This window comes from Clavibacter sp. A6099 (assembly GCF_021919125.1).
Taxonomy (GTDB): domain Bacteria; phylum Actinomycetota; class Actinomycetes; order Actinomycetales; family Microbacteriaceae; genus Clavibacter; species Clavibacter seminis.
On record NZ_CP083439.1, the window covers coordinates 1,387,729 to 1,402,646 of the forward strand.

At 71.7% G+C, this 14,918-nt stretch carries 16 protein-coding genes; 8 read left to right on the forward strand and 8 right to left on the reverse strand.

What is annotated here, in order from left to right:
* Window positions 1–19: 19 nt before the first annotated feature.
* The 3 genes from KYT88_RS06600 to KYT88_RS06610 form a co-directional block, all read right to left on the reverse strand.
* Window positions 20–859 (reverse strand): ABC-2 transporter permease family protein, encoded by an 840-nt coding sequence (locus tag KYT88_RS06600; protein WP_043587441.1) that lies wholly within the window; start codon window positions 857–859, stop codon window positions 20–22.
* Window positions 856–1,791 carry an ABC transporter ATP-binding protein gene (locus KYT88_RS06605; RefSeq protein WP_043587439.1) on the reverse strand — a complete coding sequence of 312 codons (936 nt, stop codon included), beginning with the start codon at window positions 1,789–1,791 and terminating at the stop codon, window positions 856–858. The genes KYT88_RS06600 and KYT88_RS06605 overlap by 4 nt, the downstream gene beginning before the upstream one ends.
* Window positions 1,792–1,921: 130 nt before the next feature.
* Window positions 1,922–3,127: an aminotransferase class I/II-fold pyridoxal phosphate-dependent enzyme gene (locus KYT88_RS06610; protein ID WP_043587437.1), complete on the reverse strand. Its 1,206-nt coding sequence runs from the start codon at window positions 3,125–3,127 to the stop codon at window positions 1,922–1,924.
* Between the two features lie 178 nt (window positions 3,128–3,305).
* Here KYT88_RS06610 and KYT88_RS06615 point away from each other — a divergent pair, with 178 nt between their 5' ends.
* The 7 genes from KYT88_RS06615 (at window position 3,306) to KYT88_RS06645 (ending at window position 10,820) form a co-directional block, all read left to right on the forward strand.
* Window positions 3,306–3,863, forward strand: a complete 558-nt coding sequence (locus KYT88_RS06615; protein ID WP_043587435.1) for a hypothetical protein — start codon at window positions 3,306–3,308, stop codon at window positions 3,861–3,863.
* Window positions 3,860–4,762 (forward strand): hypothetical protein, encoded by a 903-nt coding sequence (locus tag KYT88_RS06620; protein ID WP_237583819.1) that lies wholly within the window; start codon window positions 3,860–3,862, stop codon window positions 4,760–4,762. The genes KYT88_RS06615 and KYT88_RS06620 overlap by 4 nt, the downstream gene beginning before the upstream one ends.
* A gap of 224 nt (window positions 4,763–4,986) precedes the next feature.
* Window positions 4,987–6,522 carry a S1C family serine protease gene (locus KYT88_RS06625; RefSeq protein WP_043587433.1) on the forward strand — a complete coding sequence of 512 codons (1,536 nt, stop codon included), beginning with the start codon at window positions 4,987–4,989 and terminating at the stop codon, window positions 6,520–6,522.
* Window positions 6,523–6,672: 150 nt separating this feature from the next.
* Window positions 6,673–7,746: a glycosyltransferase family 2 protein gene (locus tag KYT88_RS06630; RefSeq protein ID WP_043587431.1), complete on the forward strand. Its 1,074-nt coding sequence runs from the start codon at window positions 6,673–6,675 to the stop codon at window positions 7,744–7,746.
* Entirely contained in the window at window positions 7,743–8,564 is an 822-nt protein-coding gene (locus KYT88_RS06635) for a CDP-alcohol phosphatidyltransferase family protein (protein WP_043587429.1), read from the forward strand. The genes KYT88_RS06630 and KYT88_RS06635 overlap by 4 nt, the downstream gene beginning before the upstream one ends.
* Window positions 8,561–9,436 (forward strand): glycosyltransferase family 2 protein, encoded by an 876-nt coding sequence (locus KYT88_RS06640; RefSeq protein ID WP_043587428.1) that lies wholly within the window; start codon window positions 8,561–8,563, stop codon window positions 9,434–9,436. The genes KYT88_RS06635 and KYT88_RS06640 overlap by 4 nt, the downstream gene beginning before the upstream one ends.
* Window positions 9,437–9,533: 97 nt before the next feature.
* Window positions 9,534–10,820, forward strand: a complete 1,287-nt coding sequence (locus tag KYT88_RS06645) for a CDP-glycerol glycerophosphotransferase family protein (RefSeq protein WP_043587425.1) — start codon at window positions 9,534–9,536, stop codon at window positions 10,818–10,820.
* 44 nt (window positions 10,821–10,864) lie between these two features.
* Here the strand turns inward: KYT88_RS06645 and KYT88_RS06650 are convergent, their stop codons facing one another.
* Window positions 10,865–11,614: a hypothetical protein gene (locus tag KYT88_RS06650; protein WP_043587423.1), complete on the reverse strand. Its 750-nt coding sequence runs from the start codon at window positions 11,612–11,614 to the stop codon at window positions 10,865–10,867.
* 154 nt (window positions 11,615–11,768) lie between these two features.
* Between KYT88_RS06650 and KYT88_RS06655 the strand changes: the two genes are divergently transcribed.
* Complete coding sequence (locus KYT88_RS06655) at window positions 11,769–12,092, forward strand: helix-turn-helix domain-containing protein (RefSeq protein WP_012299425.1); 324 nt, start codon at window positions 11,769–11,771, stop codon at window positions 12,090–12,092.
* Here the strand turns inward: KYT88_RS06655 and KYT88_RS06660 are convergent.
* From KYT88_RS06660 to KYT88_RS06675, 4 genes are all read right to left on the reverse strand, one after another.
* The gene (locus tag KYT88_RS06660) at window positions 12,082–12,393 is read right to left on the reverse strand and encodes a hypothetical protein (protein ID WP_043587421.1); all 312 of its coding nucleotides are present in this window, start codon (window positions 12,391–12,393) and stop codon (window positions 12,082–12,084) included. The two genes, KYT88_RS06655 and KYT88_RS06660, sit on opposite strands and share 11 nt — an antisense overlap.
* A gap of 84 nt (window positions 12,394–12,477) precedes the next feature.
* A complete protein-coding gene (locus KYT88_RS06665) occupies window positions 12,478–13,257 on the reverse strand; it encodes an ABC transporter ATP-binding protein (protein ID WP_051629391.1) in 780 nt (259 codons plus the stop codon).
* Window positions 13,257–14,057 (reverse strand): ABC transporter permease, encoded by an 801-nt coding sequence (locus tag KYT88_RS06670; protein ID WP_043587962.1) that lies wholly within the window; start codon window positions 14,055–14,057, stop codon window positions 13,257–13,259. Before KYT88_RS06670 ends, KYT88_RS06665 begins: the two co-directional genes overlap by 1 nt.
* A 36-nt stretch (window positions 14,058–14,093) precedes the next feature.
* Window positions 14,094–14,786, reverse strand: a complete 693-nt coding sequence (locus KYT88_RS06675; protein ID WP_012037974.1) for a phosphocholine cytidylyltransferase family protein — start codon at window positions 14,784–14,786, stop codon at window positions 14,094–14,096.
* Window positions 14,787–14,918: the final 132 nt, after the last annotated feature.

Consider the following 14,918-nt stretch of genomic DNA (forward strand, 5'->3'; position numbering starts at 1 on the left):
GCCCTCCGTCCCCCGTCGATCAGGCGTCCCGCTTCCGGGCGATGACCATCGCGGGCACGAGGATCACGGCGACCCACCCGACCATGACGAGCAGCGCCTGCCAGAACTCGAGCTCACCGGGCGCTCCCGTGGCCATGCTGTAGAGCCGGTTGCCAGCGCTGAGCGGGAAGTACGGCGCGAGATCCGCGACCCAGTCGAGCACGCCGCCGAGCAGCTGGCCGACGATCGGCACGACGAGCACGAGGCCTACGAGGGCGCCGATCCCCGCCGCGCCGTTGCGCAGCAGCAGTCCGAAGCCGAAGCCCATCAGGCCGATGAGCACGACGAAGAGCACGCCGCCGAGGGCCGCGAGCAGGAAGTCGCCGTCCAGCACGTCGACCTCCGCGCCGGCGGACGCGAAGTACCCGCGGGCGATGAGGAGCGCGGCGGCCACCGCGATCGCGGTGATGACGAAGGTCACCACCGTGTAGACGATCGCCTTGGCGGCGATGACGCCCAGGCGGCGCGGCGCGGCGCTGAACGACGAGCGGATCATGCCGGTCGAGTACTCGCCGCTGATCACCAGCACGCCGAGCACGCCGGCGACGAGCATCGACAGGGTGACGCCGCTGAGTCCCACCTGGAGCAGCAGGTCCGTCGCGGGGACGCCGGGGAGGGACAGCTGCGTCCGGAGCTGGTCCACGACGAAGGGCGTGAAGAGCGCCGAGAAGCCGGCGAGCAGGAGGAAGACGAGCGCGAAGCACCAGACGGTGGAGCGCAGCGTCCGCAGCTTGATCCACTCGGAGCGCATCAGGCGGGGGAGCGTGGGCCGACCCGTGGTCACGGGTGCGGGCGCATAGGTCGTGCTGGTGGCGGTCATCGTGCGATCTCCTGCTCGGTCGTGCCGACTGCGGCGCTGTGGTACTCGACGTCGCCCTGCGTGAGCGACAGGTAGGCGTCCTCGAGGGATGCGGTGACGGGCGTGAGCTCGTGCAGCACGACACCCGCGGACATCGCCGCGTCGCCGACCTGCGCGGCCGTGAGCCCGGCGATCTCGATCACGTCGCGCTCGACGCTCGTTACCACGACGTCCGGCCGCGCCACCGCCTGGCCGAGCTGGTCGGCGTGCGGGGAGCGGACGCGGACGACGGCGCTCGTGGCGCCGGCGACGACCGCCGCGACGGGCGCGTCGGCGAGCACGCGACCGCGCCCGAGGACGATGAGGTGGTCCGCGGTCTGCGCCATCTCGCTCATGAGGTGCGAGGAGAGGAGGACGGTGCGTCCCTGGCCGGCGAGGTAGCGGGTGATGTTGCGCACCCACATGACGCCCTCGGGGTCGAGGCCGTTGACGGGCTCGTCGAGGATCAGCGTGCGCGGGTCCCCGAGGAGGGCGACGGCGATGCCGAGGCGCTGTCCCATGCCGAGGGAGAAGCCGCCGACGCGCTTCTTGGCGACCGGCTGCAGGCCCGTCATCTCGATGACCTCGTCCACCCGCGAGCGCGGGATCCCGTGCGTGGCCGCCATCGCGAGCAGGTGGTTGTATGCGGAGCGGCCCGTGTGGACGGCCTTGGCGTCGAGGAGCGCGCCGACCTCGTGGAGCGGGGCCTGGAGGTCGCGGTAGCGGCGGCCGTTGACGGTCACCGTGCCGGAGGTGGGACGGTCGAGACCCACGATCATGCGCATCGTGGTGGACTTGCCGGCGCCGTTCGGACCGAGGAATCCGGTCACCATGCCCGGCTGGACGGTGAAGCTCACGCCGTCCACGGCGGTCTTCGCGCCGTAGCGCTTGGTCAGGTTCTCAGCGACGATCATGCGCGCTGCCTCCTCAGGGTGGGTTCGCGGGCCCAGCGCCCGCGGAAGCCACGTTAGGGGCGGGGACGTCGGGGCGGCGTCCCCCCTCCGGCCCCCGTCTCGCGCGGGAGGCTGGTACCAGGGTGCCGGCTCAGGCGGTCCCCGCCGCCAGCGCTCCGAGCCGCCTCGCCGCCTCCTCGAGCACGTCGATCCGCTTGCAGAAGGCGAACCGCACGAGGGACGCGTGCTCCGCGGCGAGCGGCGCATGGCAGAAGGCGGACAGCGGCACGCCGACGACGCCGGCCAGCTCCGGGAGGCGCAGGCACAGCTCGCGGGCGTCGGGGAAGCCGAGCGGGGCCGCGTCCGCGACGATGAAGTACCCGGCCGCGGGCAGGTGGATCCGGAAGCCCGCCGTGGTCAGCCCCGCCGCGAGCACGTCGCGCTTCCGCCGGAGGTCGTGCGCGATCTCCTCGTACACGCCGTCGGGCAGCGCGAGGCCGGTCGCGATGGCGGGCTGGAACGGCGCCCCGTTCACGAAGGTCAGGAACTGCTTCACTGCGAGGATCGCCGACACGAGCGGGGCGGGCGCGGTCAGCCAGCCGACCTTCCACCCCGTGGTGCGGAACGTCTTGCCGCCCGAGGAGATCGTCACCGTGCGCTCGCGCGCCCCGGGCAGCGTCGCGATGGGCACGTGGGGCGCGTCGAAGACGAGGTGCTCGTAGACCTCGTCCGTGACGATCACCGCGTCGTGCGCGACGGCGAGCTCGACCACGAGCTCCCGCACCTCGCGGCTGAGCACCGTGCCGGTGGGATTGTGCGGATCGTTGAGGAGGATCACGCGGGTGCGGTCGGTGATGACCCGGCGGATGTCGTCGAGCCGGGGCTGGAAGCCGGGGGCGCGCAGCGGCACGGTCCGGTGGATCCCGCGGGCCAGCGAGATGAGCGCCCCGTACGCGTCGTAGAACGGCTCGAGCGTCACGACCTCGTCGCCCTCCTCGACCAGCGCGAGCAGCGTGGCGGAGAGGGCCTCGGTCGCACCTGCGGTCACGAGGACCTCGGTCTCCGGATCCACGGCGAGGCCGTAGAAGCGCGCCTGGTGCGCGGCGATCGCCGACCGCAGCTCCGGCGTGCCGCGCCCCGGCGGGTACTGGTTCATGCCGGCCGAGATGGCGGCACGAGCCGCCTCGAGCACCTCGCCGGGCCCGTCCTCGTCCGGGAACCCCTGGCCGAGGTTGATCGCGCCGGTCGCCGCGGCCAGCGCGCTCATCTCCGCGAACACCGTGGTTCCCGGCGTCCCGTCCGGCGTCAGCAGCATCGCCCCACGGGCCGCGCGCACCCACGCGCCGGGAATCGTCATGGGCCCATCATCCCGCGCCCGCTCGTCCTCCACATGGGGCAGCGCCGTCCGCGCGCGGGATGGTGTGGACCGACCACGTCCGCGTTCCGCGACCCCCGCTACCTTTCCTGGACCCGCGACGCACGGCGCCTGAGCGCCTGATCCCGCGCGGGATCCGCACCGCCCGGGGGAGACGAACGTGAACGATCGACCGCGCATCCCGCTGCGACGACGAGGGGGAGCGGTCGCCGTATCGATGGCCGTCCTCGCCACCTGCCACGTGCTCACCGGATGCGCCCCCTCGTCCACCCCGACGCCCGCACCCGCGCCGACCCCGTCGCTCACGCAAGAGCAGCAGGACGAGGCTGCGTTCCGGGATGTGTTCACGCGCTACGTGAGCCTGGATCAGAGTCAAGAGACGGAGGAGATTCTCGCGGGTCTCCTCACCGGCGATGCCCTCGAAGGCGAGATCTCGTCTGTGCGTGATACCCAGGGGAAGGGCCAGCACGGAGTCGGGAAGGCGACGGAGTCGGCCTTCCAGGTCACCAGCCACGGTTCGGACGCGCAGGGTGACTTCATGGTCGCTCAGGCCTGCCTGGACGTGAGCGGCGTCCGAATACTCGACCAGACCGGCGATGACGTCACTCCGAGCCGCGATGTCCGCCTATCGCTGCAGATGAAGGCCAAGAGGTCCACGGACGGCTTATGGCGCATCAGCGACTCCCTACGCAACGAATCGGTTCGAGCATGCGGATGACGGTTGTCCTGATCGCCGCCGGTGTCGCGTCGTGCGTGGTGCTCGGGCTTCCGTCCTCCGCCCGAGCGGCCGCGAGTTCATGCGGGCAGTCGTCGGGAAGCGTGGGCGGCTGCGCGTCCGGTGAGATCGAGGGGAACGGCGTCTCGGTGAGGGCCCAAGATGAGCGCCCGCCGGAGTCGCAGCACTCGAACCTCGGAGGGGAATCGCAACCGCCGACGATCACTGACGTGGCGCCGCAGGCGCCGCCTCCGGTGCCGCGGGGTCGGTTGGCTGCGGATGTGGATGTGCCGTGCGCTCCGAGTGCGCGTCTGTCGGGTGGTTCTCTGTGTTCGGATGGGCAGCATGCGTTCTTGCCGCCGGCGAAGGCGCCGTCGAAGCCGGCGGATCCGGTGCCGGTCGTCGCTGCGGTTCCGGCGGTGTCACTTGCGGATGTGGCGCAGTTCGTGCCGCGGGATGCGTCGATACGGTCGCAGCCGAACGGGTGGGCGATCGTGGGGGCGCCGGTGAACCTGTTCACCGACGCGGCAGCGCAGGTGGTCGACGGCCAGTTGCTGGGTCGTCCGGCGCAGGTGCGGTTCGTGCCGGTGTCGTTCACGTGGGATCACGGCGAGGGGACGTCGACGACGGTGGTGGGTCCTGGGGCGTCGTGGAAGGCGTTGGGTCAGCAGGACTTCACGCAGACGGATACGAGTCACGTGTATGAGTCGGTCGGGGATCGGCAAGTCAGCCTGACGATCTCGTATTCGCCGAGCTATCGGTTCGACGGGGGTGGCTGGCAGCAGATCCCGGGCACGCTCCCGGTGCAGGTCGGGCCGGTCGCGATCCATGTCCTGCAGGGGTCGACGGTGCTGGTCGGGGGTGCGTGCGGGGAGCGGAACGCCGGACCCGGATGCCCGTGAGCTTCCTCCGATCGCGCGCGGGGTCGCCGGCGGCGAGTCTCGCGGCGTGACCGGCGGCGGGAACGCCGTCGCCGCGTACGCTCGAGCCAGCTCGCGAGCTGAGCGTGTCCGGTCCCGAGCCGCCCGAGCCTCTCGAGGTCCGGCGGTGGTGCCCTGTCAGGGCGGCCATAGGGAACGCCCAGACTCGCCCTGAATGCTGGCATGACCTGAGAGGAGCACCACCGATGACCGACAGAAACCACGGCGACGACGAGCACGAGGGCGGCCGCGAGGCAGCCGGCCGAGCCGAGGGCTCCTCGACGGGTGCGACGTCGTCCGATGCCCCTCAGGCGCGCGACGAAGGATCGGCCTGGCCGGCGCCCGCCGGCCCCGCGGCCGCGTCCCATCCCGCGCCGACCGCGCCGGATCAGCAGGACACCCTCGCCTACGGAACCGCAGCACCGACCGACCACGCGGCGACCGCGCCTCTCGGTGGCGCTGCGGCGGCCGGATCCGAGCCGGTCGGCGACACCGCGACAGCTCCTCCCAAGAAGAAGCCGAACAAGGCGCTGCCCCTCGTCGCCATGCTTGCCGTCGGGGCCCTCATCGGCGGAGCCGCCGGGGGTCTCACCACCTGGGCCATCGCGCACGACGACGCCTCGACCGAGTCGGTCAGCCAGTCGCCTGCGAACATCACGGTCAACGACCCGGACAACGCGACGCCCATCACGGCCGTCGCCGCCAAGGTGTCCGGCTCGGTCGTCACCATCGAGGTGGCCGGAGCGCAAGCCGGCGGCACGGGCTCGGGGGTGGTGCTCTCCAGCGACGGCTACATCCTCACCAACACGCACGTGGTGACGCTCGACGGCCAGACCGGCGACGCCACCATCCAGGTGAAGACCGCGGACGGGGCCCTCTACACGGCGAAGCTCGTCGGCACGGATCCCGTCGTCGACCTCGCCGTCATCAAGCTCGACAACGCGAGCGGTCTGACGCCCATCGAGTTCGCCGACTCGTCGAAGCTCAACGTCGGCGACACCGCCATCGCCATCGGCGCCCCTCTTGGCCTCTCCGGCACCGTCACCGACGGCATCGTCAGCGCGCTCGACCGGAGCATCCAGGTCGCGTCCTCGGCAGCGCCGGCGACACCGGGCGACGGCAGCCAGAGCGACGAGACGCCGTTCAACTTCTGGCCCTTCGGCAACGAGGGCCAGGGCGGTTCCGGCGGCCAGGGCGGGCAGGGCGGTTCCGGTGCTCAGGGCCAGGCCTCGGCGAACATCAACCTCGCGGTGATCCAGACCGACGCGGCCATCAACCCCGGCAACTCGGGCGGCGCGCTCCTCGACGGCGACGGCAAGCTCATCGGCGTGAACGTCGCCATCGCGAACGCGGGCGGCACCAGCTCCACCGCCGGCAGCATCGGAGTGGGCTTCGCCATCCCGTCGAACCTCGCGAAGCGCGTGGGCCAGGAGATCATCCAGAACGGCAAGGCGTCCCACGGGCTCCTCGGGGCGAGCGTCCGCGACGTCGCCAGCGGAGACTCGAGCACCCCCGTCGGCGGCGCCTTCATCGCCGAGGTCCAGAGCGGTGGCGCGGCCGCTGCAGCGGGGCTGAAGCAGGGTGACATCGTGACCGCGTTCGGCAGCATCCCGATCAGCAAGGCGAGCGACCTCACCGCACAGGTGCGCGCCCTCGCCGGCGGCAGCGCCGCCGAGCTCACCGTCATCCGCGGCGGGCAGAAGCAGAAGGTGGACGTCACGCTCGGCACGCTGCAGCAGTAGCGAGGGGCGTCACGAGGGGCGGATCGGCTGGCGCCGGTCCGCCCCCCGTCGTCCTCGACCGGCGAGCGGACGACGGGGAGGCTGGTAAACTCCTGCGAGGCTCGGCCCCCGACAGGCCCCGGCCGCACCTCCCCCAAGAGATCGGCTCAGATGGCGCACCACCCGCGACGAGACCCCGTCGCCGGCAGCCCCGGCGATCTCCCTGCCGTCTCGTACGTCATGCCGATCCTCAATGAGGCGGCCCACGTCCGCGCCGCCGTCGACAGCATGATGCAGCAGGACTACGCCGGCGACTTCGAGGTCGTGCTGGCCCTCGGTCCGAGCACCGACGGCACGACCGAGGTCGTCCGCGAGATGGCACGGGCCGATCCGCGCATCACGAGCGTCGAGAATCCCACCGGGTCCACGCCCGGCGGCCTCAACGCGGCCATCCGCGCCACGCGCCACCCCATCGTGATCCGCGTCGACGCGCACTCGCTCCTGCCGCGCGACTACACGCGCATCGCCGTCGAGACCCTGCAGGCCACGGGCGCGGACAACGTCGGCGGCCTCATGTCGGCCGAGGGGCGCACGCCGTTCGAGAAGGCCGTCGCCCGCGCGTACGGTGCCCGGGTCGGGCTGGGGGGCACCGCGCATCACGTGGGCGGCAAGGAGGGGCCGGCGGAGACCGCCTACCTCGGCGCCTTCCGTCGCGAGCGCCTCGTGGAGGTCGGCCTCTTCGACGAGGGGGTGCGACGCGGACAGGACTGGGAGCTCAACCGCCGGCTCCGGCAGAGCGGCGGCCTCGTGTGGTTCACGCCGCGGATGAAGGTCACCTACCGCCCCCGCTCCACGTTCCGCTCGCTCATCCGCCAGTTCTTCGCCACCGGCCTGTGGCGAGGGGAGCTCGCCCGGCGCTACACGCGGCAGAACTCCGTGCGGTACTTCGTGCCCCCGGTCGCGGTCGCCGGAGTGGCCGCGGGTCTCCTCCTCGGCACCGCGGGCCTCGTCGGCACAGCGTTGGGCATTCCGGGACTGCGTCGGCTCGTCGGTGCGTTCGTCGTTCCCGGCGTCTACGCGGGCTTCGTGCTGGTGAGCGCGGTCTCGGTCGCCTCGCGGGACGGCGCCGCGACGATGCTGCGCTTCGCGGCGGTCCTCCCGTCCATCCACTTCAGCTGGGGCACCGGGTTCGTGCTCGGCTTCCTCGAGCTCACCGACGACCTCGACGGGCACACCGGCCGATGAACGCGGCTCCCGGCACCGGCGACCGCGGCCTGCCCACCTCCATCGCCGAGCTCCGCCGCGTGACGCAGCCGCCCGAGGTCCGGCTGCGTGCGAACGCCGAGCACTGGACGGCGCACCTCTACCTCCGCGACCTGTCGCCGTACCTGACCTGGCTGCTGCTGCGGACGAGGATCAGCGCCAACGGCGTCACCGTCGTCATGATCCTCACGGGCTGGGCCGCCGCAGCCGCGCTCCTCATCCCGGGCATCGCGGGGGCCGCCCTCGCGCTGGTCCTCGGCCAGCTGCAGATGCTGGTGGACTGCTGCGACGGCGAGGTCGCGCGCTGGCGCCGCACGTCGTCGCCGGTCGGGCACTTCCTCGATGCCGTGGGGCACTACTCCACCGAGACGCTGATCGCTCTCGCGCTGGGGATCCGCGCTGCCGCGTACCCGTTCGAGGCGCCGGGCGACCTGCCGTGGACGACCCTGGCGTTCGCCCTGGCGCTCGTCATCGTGCTGAACAAGGCGCTGAACGACATGGTGCGCGTGGCGCGCGCGTCCGCCGATTTGCCGAAGGCGCCCGTCGGCGCGGGCACGGTCGCGTCGCAGCACTCCCTGATCGCCACGGCCCGCCGTGTCGTGCGGTTCCTGCCCTTCCACCGCATGTTCCACTCCGTGGAGCTCACCATCGTGACCTTCGTCGTCGCGGTGATCGGCCTCGTCGCGGGTCAGCCGGAGACCGACCGGGCGTACCTCGTCGTCCTGGTGCCGCTCGCGGTGCTGGCGCTGGTGGGGCACTTCGTGATGATCGTCACCTCGCGCCGGCTGACGTCCGCGTGACGGGCGCCGTCCCGCGCGTCGGCGTCGTCGTCCTCAGCCAGGGGCGGCGGCCGGAGGGGCTGGCGGCGTCGCTCGCCTCGGTGCTCCGTCAGCGAAGCGTCGCGCTCGACGTGATCGTGGTCGGCAACGGCTGGGATCCGGTGGGCCTGCCCGACGGCGTGCGTGGCCTGCACCTGCCCGAGAACCTGGGCATCCCCGCCGGGCGCAACGCCGGCGTCCCGCTCGTCACCGGTGAGACGCTGTTCTTCCTCGACGACGACGAGACCGTGCCGAGCGCCGCGTTCCTCGCCGATTGCCTCGCGCTGATCCACGGCAGCGACGACGTCGCGCTCATCCAGCCGCGGATCGTCGACCCGACGGGTGCCGCCACACCGCGCCGCTGGATCCCGCGCATCCGCAAGGGCGACCCCGCGCGCTCGAGCGCGGTCATGTCGGTGCTGGAGGGCGCCGTCGTCGTCCGCCGCGACGCGTTCGAGGCCGCTGGCGGCTGGGCGGGGGAGTTCTTCTACGCCCACGAGGGCATCGAGCTGGCGTGGAGGATCTGGGATCAGGGGCTCCGCGCCTGGTACGCGGGCGACCTCGTCGCCCACCACCCCGCCGTCGCCCCGACCCGGCACGCGGAGTACCACCGCCTCACCGCGCGCAACCGGGTCTGGCTCGCGCGGCGCAACCTGCCGCTGCCGCTCGTGCCCGTGTACGTGGGGTCGTGGACCGCGGTGCAGCTGATCCGCAGCGCGCGGAACCGAGACGGCCTCGGCACCTGGCTGCGGGGCTGGCGCGAGGGGTGGACGACGTCGCCCGGGCCGCGTCGTCCGATGTCGTGGAGCACCGTCGTCCGCATGACGCGCGCGGGCAGGCCGCCCGTCATCTGATCGTGATCCGACCCCGATCGGTCACGATCGCACACCGTTCCGCGCCCCCGGCCGGGGCGCGTCCGGAGCCACCCGGAGCGCTGGCTACGGTGGAGTCATGGGTCTCCTGAACGACGCTCGCCTCGGCGTGCGCGCTGTCCGCTCGCTGGTCCAGCAGCGCCGTGCGCGCGGGACCCTCCAGCGCAAGCTCGCGCTCCTCGCCCCCTCGCCCCGAGGCGAGTACCGCGTCGCCGTGTACTTCGCCGACTCGGCCGTGAACATGTACCAGATCCGCCAGTGGTACCGGCCGCTCGTCGAGCTGGCCCGCACGCATCCGGTCGTCATCCTGAGCCGCCACCCGAGCGGGGCGAACGCGCTCCTCGACGAGAGCCCCCTCCCGGTGGAGTACGTGCGCCGCGTCGCGGACCTCGAGCGGGTCATCGCGGAGCAGGACATCCGCGTCGTCCTCTACGTCAACCAGAACACCCGGAACTTCCAGATGATGCGGTACGGACGCCGCTGGCACGTCTTCGTCAACCACGGCGAGTCCGACAAGATGTACATGACCACCAACCAGTTCAAGGCGTACGACTACAGCCTCATCGCCGGCGACGCCGCCCGCGCTCGGCTCGGCAAGGTCCTCTGGGACTACGACCTCGACCGCCGCGCGATCCCGATCGGCCGTCCGCAGGCCGACCACTACTCCGGCGAGCTGCCCTACGCGCCCGACGACCGCACGGTGGTGCTCTACGCGCCCACGTGGGAGGGGGACCGCGCCGCCGCCGCATACGGGTCCATCGCGTCGCACGGCGTCCCGCTGGTGCGTGACCTCATCGCGACCGGACGGCATCGGGTGGTCTACCGACCGCACCCGCGGTCGGGCGTCGTCGACCCCGGGTACGCGCGCGCGAACCGCGAGATCGCCGCCATGCTCGAGCGTGCGAACGCGCAGGATCCGTCGGCGCAGCACGTCGTCGACCGCTCGCGCGAGCTCGCCTGGCAGCTGTCCGCCGCTGACCTCGCCATCGTCGACATCTCCGCGATGGTCTACGACCGCCTCGCGGCGGGACGCCCGCTGGTGGTGACGCGGCCGGTCCGGCCGGAGGCCCAGATCGACACCGACGGCTACCTCTCCGACTGCGAGTGGCTGACGGCGGACGACGCGCGCGACATCGTGACCCGGCTGGACGCGCTGCAGCACGACGCGGCCGCGGATCGCCGGCTCGCGGCGTGGGTCCGCCACTACTTCGGCGACGCCTCTCCCGGCGCGGCGACCGCGCGCTTCCACTCGGCCATCGACCACCTCATGGGGGAGTGGGAGCGTCACGCGGCGCTGCACGCCCGGGACGGCGGCGACGGCCAGCCGTCCGACGACCAGGTCGACGACGAGGACGAGGACGCCTGAGGCTCGGCGGGGCCGGGCGCCGAAGCCCACGTCCCCGGGTGGCGTCAGCCCTTCGCGGCCTTCTTCTCGGCGATGCGGATCACGCGCGGCTTCTTCTCCGGCACCGCCAACTCGTCGGGGAATCCTGCCGGAGCTGGACCGAACGCCTGACGGGAGCTCGCGACGATCTTCCCGCCGAGCATCCGGTTGCCGGCCCCGCCGATGACGGCACCGATGCCGAACGGGACGGCGCGGCCGATGGCGCTCGCGCTCTGGTTCACCACGAAGCGCTTGATGAAGGCGCGCTTGATGCGGTCGGCGATGGGCCCGATGGCGAACGAGGGCAGGCCCGAGGTGATGGCGCGGCCCCAGTTGGCGTTCCGGTCGACGGGCTGGCCGGAGAACTGGCCCGTGAACTGCTGGATGACCTGCGCGCCCGGGGCGCCCAGCATCATCGTCATGACGAGGGCGCGGGCGCGGGCCGGGTCCTCGACGGTGATGCCGTGCACCTCGGTGATGGACTGCGCGAACAGGGCGCTCGCCTCGAGGAAGCCGGCCGTCTCCACGCCCGTGAGCGCGAGGGACACGCCGGTGCCGACGCCGGGGATCACGGCGCTCGCTCCCACGGCGGCGCCACCGGCGGTGACGGCGGCGAGGAAGCGCTTCTCCAGGATCGCGATGATGCGGTCGGGTGAGGCATCGGGGTGGCGGGCGCGGATCGAGCGGATGTGGGCGAGCACGACGGGGCGCTGCACGGACAGGAGACGATCGATGCCGGTGGCCACGGTCGGGTCGAGCTCGGAGGCGTCCTTCATGCTCCGAGCCTACGCGCGGCACCTGTGCCGTTCGTCCCCTCGTCGTCCATCGGATGGACGCGCGCGCAACGGGCCTATCCGCGGAGATGCGGGCAGATGCGCATGGGACGTCACCGCTCTGGTCATTCCTCCATGTGGCGGATAAGCATGTGACATGGTCACCACCGTCTCCGACGCCGCCGCCGAGTTCGGTTCCCGCGTGCGCGAGCAGCGACAGCGCATCGGCATCAGCCAGGAGACGCTGGCGGAGCTCTCCGGCATCCACTGGACGGCCCTCGGCAAGATCGAGCGCGGCCAGCGGAACCCGAGCCTGCGCAACATCATCAAGATCGCGAGCGGGCTCGACGTGGATGCGGGACTCCTCGTGACGGGTCTCACCGCCGACATGCTGCCGCAGGACGACGGTGACTCGCCCGCCGAGCTGATCCGTCTGGAGCGCGAGCGGGACCGACGCGGCACCACGCCCGTCAGAAGCTGACCCGCCACAGGTACTCGCCCCCGTCCGGCCGGAACCATCGCACCACGAGGATCGTGTCGAGCGCCAGGTCGTCGCCCCGGATGGTGGTGCACAGGCGCTCGCCCGGCCGCACCGTGACGGGCGCGCGCGACAGCATGGTGCCCGACCCGAGCAGGTGCAGCGAGATGGCGTGCAGCACCTCGTCGCCGACGTTGACCAGCGCGAAGCGCGGCCGCTCGAGCGTGCGGTCGAAGTGCCAGGGCACGCGGTACGCGGGCTCGGGATCGGGGCGGATGGGCAGGGGCGGGACCGGTCGCAGCATGCGTGCACGGTAGGGGCGGCGTGCGACGTGCGGGGTCGCGGGCCTGTGGAAGGGCAGGGCTGGGGAGGAGGGGCGCGCCTCGGCCTACGCGCCGGTCGGAGCCGGCGGGTTGTGGTCGGCGTTGTAGGCGTCCATGACCCGGTCGATGGGGCCGTCGAGCACCAGGGCGCCCTTGTCGAGGTACAGCCCGCGCGTGCAGAAGCGGCGGAGGTCGCGCTCGTTGTGCGAGACGAAGAACAGCGTGCGCCCCTCCGCGAGCATCTCCTCGATGCGGTGGTAGCACTTCTCCCGGAACGCCCGGTCGCCCACGGCGAGGACCTCGTCCACGAGGAGCACCGGCTCGTCGAGCCGCGAGATCACGGCGAACGCGATGCGCACCTTCATCCCGCTCGAGAGGTGCTTGTAGGGGGTGTCGACGAAGTCCGGGATCTCGGCGAAGGCGATGATCTCGTCGAACCGGGCGTCGATCTCGGCCTTGGACATGCCGTGGAGACCCGCCGTGAGGTAGATGTTGTCGCGGACCGTGAGGTCGTTGACGAAGCCGCCCGTGATCTCGATGAGCGGTGCGACGCCGGCATGGACGCCGATCGACCCCTCGTCGGCAATGAGCACCTCGGCGACGAGCTTGAGGAGCGTCGACTTGCCCTGTCCGTTGCGGCCGACCACGCCGATCGCCTCGCCCTGCCGCACCTCGAAGGACACGTGGCGCAGGGCCCAGAACTCGCCCGGCCGCGCGCGACGCGCCGATCCCGCGAAGAGGTCCTTGAAGCTGCGTCGGGCCTTCCGGTTGCGACGGAAGCGGATGCCTGCGTCGTCGACCGAGAGGACGGTGCGCGGGTCGGGCGACGGGTGCGACGCGTCCATCAGATCTCCTTCAGGACGGCGGGCAGGGAGCGGCGGAAGACCAGCGCGCCGACCGCGACGAGGCCGGCGGAGATCGCCGCGCTGACCCCGACCGCGTACCAGTCGAGCTCGGAGGGGAAGAACGCCGCGCGGTAGAGGCCGAAGACGCCGGTGAGGGGGTTGAGAGCGGCCCAGGGATGCAGCTCGGCGGGCAGGTCGCTCGACGAGTAGACGATGGGCGAGGCGTAGAACAGGAAGCGCAGCACGAGCTTCACGGCGCGCTCGAGGTCGCGGAAGAACACGACGAGGGGCGCGATGATCAGCCCGATGCCGAGGAGCAGCGTCGCCTGGATGAGCACGGCGAGCGGGAACAGCAGCACGTGGACGTCGAGGCGCGCGCCCGCCACGATCGCGAACACGGCCAGGACCGGGAGGCTCGCGACGAACTCGAAGCCCTTCGCGAGGACCAGGCGGAGCACCCAGATGCTGCGCGGGATACGGGTCGAGCGGACGAGCTTCGCCTGGGAGCTGAATGCCCTCGTGAAGTCGCTCGTCGCTCCCGTGAACCACATCCACGGCAGGAGCGCCGCGAGGAGGAACACGATGTACGGCTCCTCGCCGACGTCGCGCGAGAACACGACAGTGAAGACGAACCAGTAGATGCCCGACATCACGAGCGGGTCGAGGATCGACCAGAACCAGCCGAGCGCGCTCGTCGAGTAGCGCACCTTGAGGTCGCGCGTCGTCAGCAGCCAGAGCGACCTGCGGTAGCGGGCGGCGGGGGTGCGGGATGCGCGACCGGGGCTGGCGGCGTCGGGCACGGCGGGGATCCTCTGCGTCAGCATCCCCGAGGCGGTCTAGACGAAGAGGTTGGCCCTCTCGAGGTCCTCCGCGAAGTCGACCTCGACCGCGTACAGGTCGGAGATGTCTACCGGTTCGACGAGCAGGGAATCCTGCTCGATCGCCAACTCTATTCCACGCTCGAAGTAGTCCTGGTCGGCGACCCGGGCCAGCTGGCGGATGAGGACGGGCTTGTCGGCCTTGGAGACGTAGTTGATGCCGACCGCCTCGCCGAGGCCGCCCTTCACGGTCTTCGACAGCTCGCGGATGAAGCCCTCGGGGCTGGTCGTGTACTTGACCTCCTCGTCGGAGACGCGCGAGGTGTTGACGGTGACGAAGGACTGGTCGCGGGCGATCATCGCGGCGGCGCGTCGGAGGATCATCGGGTCGAAGACGACGTCGCCGTTCATCCAGAGGACGCCGCCGGGGCCCGAGGCGCGGAGGGCGCGGAGCAGGCTCTTGGACGTGTTCGTCTGGTCGTACTGCTCGTTGTAGATGTAGTCGGCGTCCGGGAACGCGTCGATGATGTGGTCGAGCTTGTAGCCCACGACGATGCTGACCTTGGCGTCGTCGCCGAGCCCGAAGCGGATGTTGTCGAACTGCTGGCCCATGATGGTGCGGCCGTCGCTCAGCTCGGTGAGGGGCTTGGGGAGGCTGCGTCCGAGACGGCTGCCCATGCCTGCCGCCAGGATGACTACCTGCGTGGTCATGTGTTCTCCGTTCGATGCGGGGTGCCGAGTCCGCTCGGCAGCCCTCGGACATCGAGGGTTCGCCGGGACTTCACCCGCGGGTTTCCTGTTCGACACGCCGTCATGCCGCTTCCATCGTAGGCCGCGGGCGGG

What these genes read in the sequence shown, in the direction of transcription:
- KYT88_RS06600 (WP_043587441.1), bottom strand. Translation starts at nt 859, where the DNA reads ATGACCGCCACCAGCACGACCTATGCGCCCGCACCCGTGACCACGGGT.
- KYT88_RS06605 (WP_043587439.1), bottom strand. Translation starts at nt 1,791, where the DNA reads ATGATCGTCGCTGAGAACCTGACCAAGCGCTACGGCGCGAAGACCGCC.
- KYT88_RS06610 (WP_043587437.1), bottom strand. Translation starts at nt 3,127, where the DNA reads ATGACGATTCCCGGCGCGTGGGTGCGCGCGGCCCGTGGGGCGATGCTG.
- KYT88_RS06620 (WP_237583819.1), top strand. Translation starts at nt 3,860, where the DNA reads ATGACGGTTGTCCTGATCGCCGCCGGTGTCGCGTCGTGCGTGGTGCTC.
- KYT88_RS06625 (WP_043587433.1), top strand. Translation starts at nt 4,987, where the DNA reads ATGACCGACAGAAACCACGGCGACGACGAGCACGAGGGCGGCCGCGAG.
- KYT88_RS06630 (WP_043587431.1), top strand. Translation starts at nt 6,673, where the DNA reads ATGGCGCACCACCCGCGACGAGACCCCGTCGCCGGCAGCCCCGGCGAT.
- KYT88_RS06635 (WP_043587429.1), top strand. Translation starts at nt 7,743, where the DNA reads ATGAACGCGGCTCCCGGCACCGGCGACCGCGGCCTGCCCACCTCCATC.
- KYT88_RS06645 (WP_043587425.1), top strand. Translation starts at nt 9,534, where the DNA reads ATGGGTCTCCTGAACGACGCTCGCCTCGGCGTGCGCGCTGTCCGCTCG.
- KYT88_RS06650 (WP_043587423.1), bottom strand. Translation starts at nt 11,614, where the DNA reads ATGAAGGACGCCTCCGAGCTCGACCCGACCGTGGCCACCGGCATCGAT.
- KYT88_RS06655 (WP_012299425.1), top strand. Translation starts at nt 11,769, where the DNA reads ATGGTCACCACCGTCTCCGACGCCGCCGCCGAGTTCGGTTCCCGCGTG.
- KYT88_RS06660 (WP_043587421.1), bottom strand. Translation starts at nt 12,393, where the DNA reads ATGCTGCGACCGGTCCCGCCCCTGCCCATCCGCCCCGATCCCGAGCCC.
- KYT88_RS06665 (WP_051629391.1), bottom strand. Translation starts at nt 13,257, where the DNA reads ATGGACGCGTCGCACCCGTCGCCCGACCCGCGCACCGTCCTCTCGGTC.
- KYT88_RS06675 (WP_012037974.1), bottom strand. Translation starts at nt 14,786, where the DNA reads ATGACCACGCAGGTAGTCATCCTGGCGGCAGGCATGGGCAGCCGTCTC.